Here is a 13028-nt window from a genome sequence, read left to right on the forward strand (position 1 = left end):
AAATAAACTAATTTTTATTCGGAAAAATAAAAAAAAGAGGATAGAAAAATCCCGCTTTTCGAAGTTATGAATAGAAAAGCGGGATTATTTTAAAAGAAAAAATTTATTTCAAATGCTGATTCAGGTAATCCATGAATTTGCCGTACAAATGCAGACGTGTCATGCCTCCGAATATACTGTGGTTGCGGTTGGTATAAATTTGCATGTCGAATGGTTTATTGGCTTGTACCAAAGCTTCCGATAATTCATAAGCATTCTGGATGTGAACATTGTCGTCTGCCGTTCCGTGACAAATTAATAAATGTCCTTTCAGTTTATCTGCCCAGTTGATCGGAGAGTTGTCATCGTAGCCGTTCGGGTTGTCCTGGGGACGACGCATGAAACGTTCAGTGTACACGGAGTCATAGAACCTCCAGTTGGTAACCGGGGCTACCGCTATGGCCGTGGAGAATACATCGTTTCCTTTCATCAGGCAAAGAGAGGACATGAATCCTCCGTAGCTCCACCCCCAGATTCCGACCTTTGCCGGGTCGATATACGGTTTTTCAGCCAACCATTTGGCCGCGGCAATCATATCGTCACTTTCGATTTTACCTAACTGCATGTAAGTACATTTTCGGAATTCTTCTCCTCTTGCACCGGTTCCCCGGGGATCGATACAAGCTACGATATAACCTTCTTGTGCCAAGTATTGCGTCCAGTCGATGGCCCAGGAATTATGTACCTGTTGAGAATTCGGTCCGCTGTATTGAATGATCAATAACGGGTAAGTTTGTTCAGGATCGAAATCGACGGGTTTCATGATCCACGCGTTGAGTTGTGTCGTCCCGTCTGCGGCCGGTATTTGAATGTATTCCCGTTGAGCCACGGAGTAATCTTTTAAGGTCTCCTTTAACGCCGCGTTGTCTTCCAGTATACGGATGTCTTTTCCATTCGCCCCGTAAAGAGTGATGACAGGAGGAGTGTCGGCATTGGAAACCGTGTTTACATAGTATTTGAAAGATTTGCTAAACTCCGCATTATTCCAACCTTGCGTGGGAGTTAGTAATTTTTTTCGTCCTTTTAGATCGATGGAATAGACGTATTTCTCGATAGGAGATACTTCGTGAGAAGAGTAGTAGAATAATCTTTTTTCGGGATCGTAACCGTAAAAATCGACCACGTCGAAATGACCGGAGGTAATGGCTTGTTTTTCCTTTCCGGCCATGTCGAAGAGATAAAGATGGAGATAACCGTCTTTTTCACTGCTGAGTACGAAATGTTGTCCGTCTTCCAGGAAAATAAGGTTATCGAAGTTATTCTCGTCTATGTAGTATTTATTCTCTTCCCTGTACAGCATTGTCGTATTGCCTACCCGGGCGTTTGCCAGCAAAATTTCCAGCTTGTTTTGAAATCTGTTTAATTTCAGTATGGCTAATTTTTTAGGATCGGTGGTCCATTTGATACGCGGGATATAGATGTCGGTTTCGTCCCCGATGTTCATGGAAGTTGTGACGCGATCTTTTATATCGTACACGTGTACGCTGACTTTGGAGTTCGCTTCACCGGCTTTCGGGTATTTATAAGAATAGTTGGAAGGATAGACGGCATTTTCTTTCAGTTCCGGTCTCTCTCCCTTGAACATGTTCATATGGTATATCTTTACATCCGATTCGTCAAATTTCATGAAAGCAATGGCGGATCCGTCGGGGGCCCACTCGAATGCTTTATTGAATTCAAATTCTTCCTCGTAGACCCAATCCGGAGCCCCGTTAATAATTTGATTGAATTTTCCGTCGAAGGTGATCTGTAATTCGGATCCGAAGCGTAAATCCGCGATAAAGAGATTGTTGTCCCGTACGAATGCTATTTTGGTTCCTTCCGGGGAGAAGGTTGCCAAACGTTGAGGTCCACCTGTGGATAACGGTTTCAGTTCCCTGTTTTTAAAATCGAAAACGTAATAGTCAGCCGTGAAAGAACGACGGTAAATCGGTTTTACGTTCGTGCATATCAAAATACGGCTTTCATCGGGACTGAACTCGTAGTCTTGTATCGTTTTTACCTCTTTATATTTGGGATCACTGAGATCTAACAGGGTGTTTACGGCCTTTCCGGTTTTGTAGCTATACATGACTAATTTTTGTCCGTTGGATTCCAAAACCGTATAATGTTCTCCGTCGTTCAGTGAACGAAGTCCCCGAACCCCCGTGGGCATAAATGTATAATTGAGACAGAAATCGGCCAGACTAAATTTTTTATTTTCGCTTTGTGCATATCCGGGTAAAACCAACCCCACCATAAAAAGGAATACAATTAACTTGTAAAACATTCTCATAACCTATAATTTTTTAGCATTTTGAATCAAGTTCCAAAGATTCTATTTTTTTCTTTTATTTGAAAATGATTTGCTGATTTTAAGTTTAAAATAACGATTTAATGGCTTGGATTTTAAATTTTCGGCCTGATTTGAGAGGGAAGGGTACGTTTTTGCGATATTTAGGGGAAAGAGAGACGATTTTAATCTAAAATAATCACTATCTTTGCCGATTCAAAAATGAAAGCGAATGAATTACACCCTTTTAGCGAAAGATAAGCATAGCGAAGCAAGATGTGGCCTGTTAACGACAGACCACGGAACTATTGAAACTCCCATTTTCATGCCGGTGGGGACAGTAGGGACCGTAAAAGCTGTGCATGCCCGGGAGTTGAAAGAGGATATTCAGGCTCAAATTATTTTAGGAAACACGTATCATCTCTACTTGCGACCGGGTACGGATGTGTTGCAAGCCGCGGGAGGTTTACATAAATTTAACGCGTGGGATAGACCGATATTGACCGATAGCGGCGGTTTTCAGGTATTTTCTTTGACCGATAGCCGGAAGATCACGGAAGAAGGGGTTACCTTCCGTTCTCATATTGACGGGTCGAAACATCTTTTTACACCGGAAAACGTAATGGATGTCCAGCGTAGGATAGGGGCCGATATCGTGATGGCTTTCGACGAATGTCCTCCCGGTCAAAGCGATTACGCCTATGCTAAAAAATCTTTGGAGTTGACTCAAAGGTGGTTGGAACGTTGTGTAAAACGTTTTGATGCAACGGAGCCGTTATACGGTTACCGTCAGTCTTTATTTCCGATCGTTCAGGGATGTGTGTATGAAGATCTTCGGGAACGTGCTGCTGAGCATGCGGTGTCATTGGAGCGGGAAGGATATGCTATCGGAGGCTTGGCGGTAGGAGAGCCCGCGGAGTCGATGTACGCGATGATTGAGGTGGTGAACCGGATTTTACCGAAAGATAAACCCCGCTACCTGATGGGTGTCGGTACGCCCGAGAATATTTTAGAGGCCATTGCTTTAGGCGTCGATATGTTCGATTGTGTTATGCCTACCCGGAACGGAAGAAACGGAATGTTGTTTACGACGGAGGGGGTAATTAATATTAAGAACAAAAAGTGGGAAAAGGATTTTTCCCCCATTGATCCTTTAGCTCTCTCTTTCGTGGATAAAGATTATTCAAAAGCCTATTTGCGCCATTTGATTAAGGCAGATGAAATTTTAGGGTTGCAAATTTGTTCGATCCATAATTTGTCCTTTTATTTGTGGTTGGTAAAAGAGGCGCGGAAACATATATTGGAAGGTGATTTCCTTGCATGGAAAGCGAAAACAGTAAAAAAAGTGACAACTCGGCTGTAGATGAAAAAACTGGATATATATATTATACGAAAGTTTCTGGGTACCTTCTTTTTCTCAATGGTACTCATTCTCAGTATCGTTATCGTTTTCGACCTTTCGGAGCGTTTGGAGAAGTTTATAGAGAACAGTGCTCCGGTCAACGCCATTGTTTTTGACTATTACCTCAACTTCGTTCCTTATTTCGCGAATGTGTTTTCTTCTCTGTTTACATTTATTTCTGTTATTTTCTTTACTTCCAAGATGGCTTACAATAGTGAAATCATAGCCATTTTGAGTACGGGAACCAGTTTTCGCCGGATGGTACGTCCCTATATGATTTCGGCGGGTGTTATCGCGACGTTGTCCCTGTTGTTGACTGCTTTTATCATCCCTAATGCCAATAAGAAACGGATAGAGTTTTCGGAGAAATACATTTGGAAAACTTTTCAAAATCGAGAGAAGAATATTCATCGTCAAGTGGCTCCCGGTTCTTATATATATATGTCCTCTTTTTCCGTGGGTCCTAAAATAGGATATGATTTTTCATATGAGAATTTCCGGGGAGATACGTTAATAAATAAATTGAACGCCCGGTTGATCGAATGGGACGAGAAGAAAGGAAAATGGACGATTAAGGATTGGACTTACAGGGAGTTCGACGGAATGAAAGAGACGTATACGACGGGTAGACAGATCGATACCTTATTAAATTTTACTCCGGCGGAATTTTCAGAAGATCCCAAGAAGATAAAGGAACGTTTGACTTTGCCGGAATTAAATGAATACATTGACAGACAAAAGCTGAGGGGAAGTAGTAATGTTGTTGAGTTTCAGATTGAGAAATATAGAATTTTCTCCAATGCTTTTGCCACCTTTATACTGACATTGATAGGGGTGAGTATTGCTTCCCGAAAAATTCGGGGAGGTATGGGATTTCATTTAGGATTAGGGTTGTTGATCAGTTTTTCTTATATTCTATTCATGCAATTTTCGACGGTATTTGCAACCAATGGAAATATGAATCCGTTATTAGCGGTATGGATACCTAATATCTTGTATGCTTTCGTGGCATTTTTTGTTTATCGAACGGCTCCGAAGTAAGTTGAGTCGGGAGTACAATTGAATTAAAAAATAGAGATCAGTTGTCTGAAAATCGAAGAGCATTTAATATACTGTTGATTTATAGTATGCTCAGTTATAATTAATATTTAATTTATTAGAAGTCTGTTATGTACAATCGGGAAGAGAAAAGACCAAGGATTAGTCGAAATGCCGGGCATCGTGACGAGAATCGGCAAAGGAAGCCTGACACCCGTGAGGGAGATGAGAGGGCAAATCGTTTTAACAGGGAGCGGAGAGATGATTTTTTTTCCGGAGAGGGAGAGTCGGATCGTCCGGTCAGAAGGTTTAAACGGGTTGAGATTCGGGATTTGAATCAAGAACGAGAAGGTAAATTTGTTCGTCAAAATCGTTTTGACAGAGGGGAACGTAACGATGAGGGGGAGAGATTCCGTAGAGATCGTTACGAGGGAGATCGTGACGGGGAAAGAAAAGAACGTTCATTCCGTCGCCGGGACGAAAATTATCAGAAACGGGAAGAACAAGGAGAACGGAGGGAAAACCGTTTTCCGAGAAGAGAAAGCCGGGAAGATAGAAACGAAAGGTATACTTCCGACAGGGAGAACCGGAGCGAGGGGGGAGAACGGCGTTTCCAGCAGAGGAATTACCGGGAAGAGTCGGGAAAAAGAAATGAATTCAGGAGAGGAGCACGTTCTGAGCGGGAAGAGTATAACCGGGGAGAACGTGAAGAAAGAAACGACCGTTTCAACCGAGTAGATCGTCCCAATCGTGAACGTAGAAATTTTCCGGAAGCAAGAGAGAGAAAGAGAAGTGTCTATTCTCAGAAGAAACAGTTGGCTCATCGGTTGGAGAACGAAGGCGATGAAACGGAATTGCGGTTGAATCGATATATTGCCAAAGGGGGAATTTGTTCCCGCCGGGATGCAGATGAATTGATTTTAGCCGGACGGGTAAAAGTAAACGGAGAGGTGATACAACAAGTAGGTGTGAAGGTTAAACGGGAAGATAGGGTAGAAGTGGACGATCGTGTTGTTGTGCCGGAACGTAAAGTGTATTTGGTATTGAATAAGCCTAAAGATTACGTGACTACCGTAGATGATCCCATGGAGCGCAAGACGGTTATGTCTCTGATCGAGGGGGCTTGTAAGGAGCGGGTTTATCCGGTCGGACGTTTGGATCGCCAGACGACGGGAGTGCTTTTATTCACGAATGACGGCGATTTGGCTAAAAAATTGACGCATCCGAAGTACAATCAGAAAAAAATATATCACGTTTTTTTGGATAAGGTTGTAAGTATGGGAGATCTTCAGTCCATCCGGGACGGAATTGAGTTGGAAGACGGTTTCGTTCAGGCCGACGATATTCAAATAGCTGCTGATGATCGTACGCAAGTCGGCATCGAAATTCATTCCGGAAAGAATCGTATCGTTCGTCGTATATTCGAACATTTCGGCTATCAGATTCTTCGATTGGATAGGGTTTATTTTGCCGGAATCACGAAAAAGAACTTGCCTCGCGGAAGATGGAGATTCTTGACACCTGAAGAGGTGACTGTGTTAAAAGTTTATTAAATAGGTAGATCTTTGTAGATACTATTGTGTTTTTTTATACTTTAACAACATCTTTCATGGGTCGGTTGCATAGACCCATGAGAGATGTAATATAACGGGAATTTATGGTTGCATTTGTTACAAATGGATTGAATAGGATGAAAGCGCTGCACTCTTTCTCCTATACGCCAAGATGGATCGTTTTTATAATCGACGTGATGTTGAGTTGCGTCGCGGTCGGTGTCACTTATTTGATACTTGGGAATTTTCAGTTAGACCGCATAAACATGTCTCTTGTTTCACGAGGGGCGATTTGTATCGTGGGGGTAAGGATTGTTAGTTTTATTTGGGGAAAAACTTATTCCGGTATTGTTCGATTTACAGGAACAGAAGATGCTTTACGGATTTATTATGTATTAACGGCTGGAGAGTTGGTACTTCTTTTAGGAAGCGGTGCTTATTTTTTGGTGACCGGCCGCCTATTGATCGCTATCTCCGTGCTTTTGACGGAGTACGTGTTGTTAATGAGTATGATGATTGTGAGCCGGTTGATTGTAAAAACTCTTTTTATCCAATATATAGGAGCGGAAAAGGCAAAGAAGAATGTCATTATTTGCGGAAGCGATGAGTATGGGATTATGGCCAAGCACGCGTTGGATAACGCGGAGGACGTGTCTTATAATATCCTTGCGTTTATTGATGTGAATGATAAAAAAGCCGGGAAAGTATTGGAGGGAATTAAGATTTACAAGATGTCTTCTTTGGGGTATCTGTTGAAGCGGAATAAGGTGGATAAAGTTATTATCGCTAAAAAGATGATCGCTTACGATAAAAAGCGAACGATTGTCGAAACCTGTCTGAAATATAATGTCAACGTGTTGGAGGTTCCTCGTTTCGAAAGTTGGATTAACGGGGATCTGAGTATACGGCATATAAAAAATATAAAGATCGAAGATTTGTTGGAGCGGGGGGAGATCAAATTGGATGAGGATAATTTGCGGAAGCAATTACTTAATAAGGTCGTTTTGGTGACCGGTGCGGCCGGATCCATCGGAAGCGAGATCATCCGTCAATTGACTCATTTCAGACCTTCTTTGATTGTGCTTTTTGATCAGGCAGAATCTCCGTTGTATGATATAGAACTGGAATTGAAAGAGGAATTTCATTTTTTTAATTATAAGATTGAAATCGGGGATGTTCGTGATAAAGAGAGGGTGGAAGGTATGTTCAGAATGTATCATCCGGATATCGTTTATCATGCCGCGGCTTATAAACATGTGCCGATGGTTGAGATGCATCCCGTGGAGGGGGTGAAGACCAATGTGTTCGGAACCAAGAATATGGCGGATTGTGCCGTAAAATACGGCTGCAAGCGTTTTGTTATGATCTCCACGGATAAGGCGGTAAATCCGACGAATGTCATGGGAGCCAGTAAGCGTATTGCTGAAATCTACACGCAATCTTTAAACAAGATATCACAAACTAATTTTATAACGACCCGTTTCGGAAATGTATTGGGATCGAACGGATCGGTTATCCCTCGTTTTAAAAAGCAGATCGAAACGGGGGGGCCGGTTACGGTAACTCATCCGGAAATAACCCGTTTCTTCATGACGATTCCGGAAGCCTGTCAACTGGTCTTGCAAGCGGGTGCTTTGGGGCATGGAGGGGAAATTTTCGTGTTTGACATGGGGAAAAGTGTGAAAATCGTAGACTTGGCTCGGAAAATGATCAAATTGTCCGGTTTTGAAGTCGGTAAGGATATTCATATTGTCTTCACCGGGTTGCGTCCCGGCGAGAAGCTATACGAGGAAGTTTTGAATGTAAAGGAGACAACTCTTCCCACCGTTCACGATCGAATAAAGATAGCTAAGGTCAGGGAATACGATTACAGGGGGGTATTGGAAGAGATAAATAGATTGCATTCAGCCTTGGAGACCGCGGATAGTTTTATGGTTGTGAAACAGATGAAAAACATCGTTCCTGAATTCAAGTCTAAAAACTCTGTTTTCGAATCCATCGATTTCCAAATGGAAGAAGAGGGAATGAACAAACAGATGCAAGGCGTACTCGATCGTATGGAAGTATTAGAGAAACAGGAGGTGTCGGGTGATGTTTGAGAAAAATCAATCGCGTTGGTACGCTGTTTACACGGCTTCCCGGGCAGAGAAGAAAGTAAAGGAGCGATTGGATCAGCAGGGGATTGTAAATTATTTGCCGTTGCGTGTCGTAATCAGAAAATGGAGTGACCGTAGCAAAAAGGTGGAGATCCCTTTGATAAACGGATATATATTCGTATACGTGAATTTATTGCAGATGCAAAAGGTTTTGACGACTTTTGGAGTGGTCTCTTTTTTGAAGGAATTCGGGATACCGGCTCCGATACCGGATAAACAGATAAAAGCATTGCGTTTTATGAACGATAACGCGGAAGAGGAGGTGGAAATTTCTACCGTGGATTTGCCTGTCGGTTCTTATGTGCGGGTTGTGTTGGGAAAGCTGGCGGGGTTGGAAGGAGAGTTGGTTGAGGTCAGGGGGAAACATCGAATTATGGTCCGTTTGGAGCATTTGGGGTGTGCTTTGACCACGGTGCCTTTAAGTTGTGTGGAACCTTATTGAAGAGTCGCTTCCGGTACGTAGCTACGGATAGATAATTTTCAGATATGTTTTTTTGATTTTCAATTAAAAACGTATCTTTGCCGTCGCCTGCAAAATAGAGTTGTTTTGGTGGTTTTGCGGTTAAATATTTTAGTGAAAACTTTAAAACGATTAAAATCGATTATATGAGATTCTTGTTGCTTATTGTATTTTTGTTTGGTGCGGTTGTCACTTCTTTTGCCCAGATGACCGATGCGCAGGTCATTCAATTGTTGAAGCAGGCTCAAAAAGACGGAAAAACACAGCAGGAGATGATGCTGATGTTAAAAGACCGTGGAGTGACTCAGGAACAGATGTTACGTCTGAAGGCACAATACGAAAAGATGATGGCAGAGAAGGAGGGGGGAGCAGGTAAAATGACCGATACTAAGTCGGGGGGAAATCGTCTGAGGACCATAAACAAAGAGATGTTGAGTTCGATGGACTCTTTGTTTGTCATGATGGATTCCATTCCGGCCTTTGTTGCCGATCGTTCGAAGGAGGTGTTCGGTAAGGATCTGTTTAATAATAAAAAATTAACTTTTGAGCCGATATTGAATATCCCCACTCCTGAAAATTACAAGTTGGCGGCGGGTGACGAGGTTATCATCGATGTGTGGGGGGATTCGGAACAGACCGTGCGGTCGGTGATATCCCCGGACGGAAGTATTATCGTCGAGAATTTAGGGCCGATCTATTTGAGCGGTCTTTCCGTAAAAGAGGCGAACGGAAAAATCAAAAACGAATTTTCTAAGATTTACTCCGCGATAACGGCCGCGCAACCGACTACTTTTGTTAACCTGACATTGGGACAGATCCGAAGTATTCAGGTGAACGTGATGGGAGAGGTGCTTGTCCCGGGGAGCTATACCTTGCCTTCCTTGGCATCCGTTTTTCATGCGCTTTATTCTGCCGGAGGGGTTAACGATATCGGTACTTTAAGGGAGATTAATATTTTTAGAAAGGGAAATAAGATTGCAACCCTTGATGTATATAAGTATATTCTGGAGGGGGGAAATATCGGGGATATCGTTTTGCAGGACGGGGATAACGTTGTTGTCGGTCCTTATAAAGATTTGGTACAGATAAAAGGAAGGGTGAAAAGACCCATGAAATACGAAATGACTGCGGAAGAGAGCTTACAGAAGTTATTGGACTATGCCGGAGGGTTTACGGGAGATGCATATAAAAAGAATGTACGTTTGATTCGCAAGAGCGGTTCCGAATACCGGATCCACACGGTGAAAAAGGAGGATTTTCCTTCTTTCCTATTGGATGACGGGGATGTGGTCGAGGTCGATTCTATCGTGTCGCGTTTTGAGAATAAGGTTTCTGTACAGGGAGCCGTGTATCGTCCGGGGGATTACTCCTTGGATGAGGATATTCAAACGGTAGCCCAGTTGGTAAAGGTGGCTGAAGGTTTGAAAGGAGATGCTTTTACGGGACGGGTTTTGTTGTACCGGGAAAATCCGGATTTGACGAAGCAGGTTCAGTCTTTGAATTTGCAAGAGATATTGTCCGGAAGGGAAGAGGATATGCTCTTACAAAAGAATGACCTGCTTTATATACCTTCTACTTTGGGATTGCAGGAAAATTATATTGTTACGGTCCGCGGAGAAGTAAAGAAACCGGGTATTTATCCTTATATACAGAATATGTCGTTGGAAGATTTGGTATTGCAGGCAGGAGGACTTTTGGAATCGGCTTCTATGGTAAAAGTGGATGTGGCTCGTCGGGTAAAGAATCCCAAAGCGAAAAAGGAGGCTCTTTTTGAGGCGAAAATATTTAGTTATACGCTAAAAGACGGTTTGATTATCGACGGTCCGAAGGATTTTGTTTTGGAACCTTTCGACGAGATCGAGGTCCGTCGTTCTCCCGGTTATAGTGAACAACAGAATGTGATGGTAAAAGGAGAGGTGATGTATGAGGGTCAATACGCTAAATCGGTAAAAAATGAACGCTTGTCGAGTATTATCAATCGTGCGGGAGGACTAACCACCAAGGCTTATATTAAAGGAGCCCGTTTGGAGAGAAAATTGAACGAAGATGAACGCAGGAGATTGGAATCCAAATTGAAGTTGATGAGTCAGGGGGTCGGAAAGGATTCCATCGACGTTAAAACTTTAGAGTTAGGTGATACCTATTACGTGGGTATCGAATTGGATAAGGCGATGGCTAATCCCGGATCGGATTACGATGTGGTACTTCGGGAAGGAGATCGCATTATCGTTCCGCTTTATGACGGAACGGTGAAAGTAGACGGAGCCGTGATGCGTCCCAATACCACTACCTACAATCCTAAAAAGAAATTGAAAGAGTATATTGCCAGTGCAGGCGGTTTTGCTTTCAGAGCTAAAAAACGGGGGACGTATATTGTTTATATGAATGGAATGGTGGCTAAGAGAAAAGGGAATAGTGCGAAACAGATAGAACCGGGATGTGAGATCATCGTACCGATTAGACCGATAAGGAAGGGAATGAGCTTGGCTGAAATCATGAGTTTAGCTTCTTCTACGACTTCGATGGCGGCCATGATTACAACCATTATGAATAATTCGAAATAAGCGATATGGAACAGAACGAAACAATATCACAACAAAATAAAATACGTCCTGAAGAACAAGAGATCGATTTGGTTGAAGTGGTTCGTAAATTGTGGAAAAACAGGAAATTGATTTTGAAGGTGACCGTTTGTTTTATGGTGATCGGAATTTTGGTAGCCCTTTTTAGCCCTAAAGTATATACGGCCGGTAGTACGATGGTACCCCAGTCGGGAGAGAAGAATATGTCGGGAGGTTTGTCGGGGTTGGCTTCGATGGTGGGTATCAATTTGGGAAGTATGAGTGCGGGAGAGGTCCTTTCGCCTAAAATCTATCCGAAAATTATCGCCAGTGTCCCTTTTCAAAAAGAGTTGATGAATGCTCCTTTGACATTTGGGGGTATTGACCACCCGGTGACGCTTTTCGAGTACTTCACGGAGGATCGATACCAGCAATTTAGTTTGATCGGATTTATTAAAAAGTATACGATCGGTTTACCGGGAGTTATCCTCGGTGCGATTCGGGGAAAAGATACGACTTCTGTTGTTCGGGCAGAGACTAATTCTAAAATTCAGTTTATGACCAAGGATGAACAGGAAGTATCTAAAAAATTGAAAAATATCATAACTCTTAATATCAATGATAAGGATGGATATATTCAGTTATCTGCGGAGTTACCGGAACCGCTTGCCGTAGCGCAGCTGGCCCAGTATGCACAGACTTTACTGCAGCAATATATTACGGAATTTAAGATAGAGAAGGTCGCTTCTAATTTGAAATTTGTCGAGGAGCGTTATAACGAGACTAAGAATGATTTTGAAGAGAAACAGAAAGAGTTGGCCCGTTTTCAGGATCGTAATAAAAATTTCTCCTCGGCCATGGCTAAGATTGAAGAGGAGAGATTGACGGCAGAGTATACTTTGGCTAATAATGTGTACAATGAGTTGGCCAAACAATTGGAACAGGCCAAAATTGCCGTAAAAGAGACGACTCCCATATTGACGGTCGTGGATCCGGTGGTTATTCCCAATGAACGATCCAAACCTAAGCGGGCATTGATTTGTGTATTATTTACTTTTTTGGGAGGATTTGCCGGTATCGGCTTGGTGTTGGGTTTGCCCTTCGTGGCTGAAATCTCCGGAAGTGCGAAATTGAGGCGGATAGTTAAAGAATAAATAAAAAAGCGGGAAATCGATAAGTCTCCCGCTTTTTTATTGTGTTATGGAATGCAATCCGAAATACGTTCTCATAAACCATATGTACCCGAAACTCAAGATCAGGATGATGCTTATAAAGTACCAGGATTTATAAGCTTCACAATAGATGTAGCCTATGCTTATGATGCTTTGGAGTAACATATAAAACCCAGAAACAGCAACGTGTGGAATTTTAAGTTCGTTTGCCATTATTTGGTAGAGGTGTTTTCGATGAGGGAGACTGATGTTTTCGTGTAATAGAAGCCGGTGTATAATCGTGAGTATGCTGTCGACCCCGTATACCGCCAGTAAAATAATATAGCCGAGATCTCGTGTTTGTATAATTAACTTCCCTAACAGGAATAAAATGAT

The 13028-nt window shown here is 42.5% G+C and carries 8 protein-coding genes and 1 pseudogene; 7 read left to right on the forward strand and 2 right to left on the reverse strand.

Going from position 1 to position 13028, the window contains the following annotated elements:
- Positions 1-103: 103 nt before the first annotated feature.
- The gene (locus PGR74_RS11215; RefSeq protein WP_270517172.1) at positions 104-2314 is read right to left on the reverse strand and encodes a S9 family peptidase; all 2211 of its coding nucleotides are present in this window, start codon (positions 2312-2314) and stop codon (positions 104-106) included.
- A 229-nt stretch (positions 2315-2543) separates the two neighbouring features.
- Here PGR74_RS11215 and tgt point away from each other — a divergent pair, with 229 nt between their 5' ends.
- The 7 genes from tgt (at position 2544) to PGR74_RS11250 (ending at position 12635) form a co-directional block, all read left to right on the forward strand.
- The gene (gene tgt, locus PGR74_RS11220) at positions 2544-3674 is read left to right on the forward strand and encodes a tRNA guanosine(34) transglycosylase Tgt (RefSeq protein WP_041502373.1); all 1131 of its coding nucleotides are present in this window, start codon (positions 2544-2546) and stop codon (positions 3672-3674) included.
- Complete coding sequence (locus PGR74_RS11225; protein ID WP_041502372.1) at positions 3675-4754, forward strand: LptF/LptG family permease; 1080 nt, start codon at positions 3675-3677, stop codon at positions 4752-4754.
- Positions 4755-4882: 128 nt separating this feature from the next.
- Positions 4883-6304: a pseudouridine synthase gene (locus PGR74_RS11230; protein WP_270517174.1), complete on the forward strand. Its 1422-nt coding sequence runs from the start codon at positions 4883-4885 to the stop codon at positions 6302-6304.
- A gap of 104 nt (positions 6305-6408) precedes the next feature.
- Complete coding sequence (locus tag PGR74_RS11235) at positions 6409-8403, forward strand: polysaccharide biosynthesis protein (RefSeq protein WP_235375031.1); 1995 nt, start codon at positions 6409-6411, stop codon at positions 8401-8403.
- Positions 8396-8902, forward strand: a complete 507-nt coding sequence (locus PGR74_RS11240; RefSeq protein ID WP_270517176.1) for a UpxY family transcription antiterminator — start codon at positions 8396-8398, stop codon at positions 8900-8902. Before PGR74_RS11235 ends, PGR74_RS11240 begins: the two co-directional genes overlap by 8 nt.
- Before the next feature lie 164 nt (positions 8903-9066).
- A complete protein-coding gene (locus PGR74_RS11245; protein ID WP_041502369.1) occupies positions 9067-11484 on the forward strand; it encodes an SLBB domain-containing protein in 2418 nt (805 codons plus the stop codon).
- A gap of 5 nt (positions 11485-11489) precedes the next feature.
- The gene (locus PGR74_RS11250) at positions 11490-12635 is read left to right on the forward strand and encodes a Wzz/FepE/Etk N-terminal domain-containing protein (RefSeq protein ID WP_041502368.1); all 1146 of its coding nucleotides are present in this window, start codon (positions 11490-11492) and stop codon (positions 12633-12635) included.
- Positions 12636-12671: 36 nt separating this feature from the next.
- Here the strand turns inward: PGR74_RS11250 and PGR74_RS11255 are convergent.
- Positions 12672-13028, reverse strand: a pseudogene (locus tag PGR74_RS11255) (UDP-GlcNAc--UDP-phosphate GlcNAc-1-phosphate transferase); the annotation flags it as partial.

The sequence above is a fragment of the Sanguibacteroides sp. AM78-02pH3A genome, from assembly GCF_027666085.1.
GTDB lineage: Bacteria > Bacteroidota > Bacteroidia > Bacteroidales > Marinifilaceae > Gabonibacter > Gabonibacter massiliensis.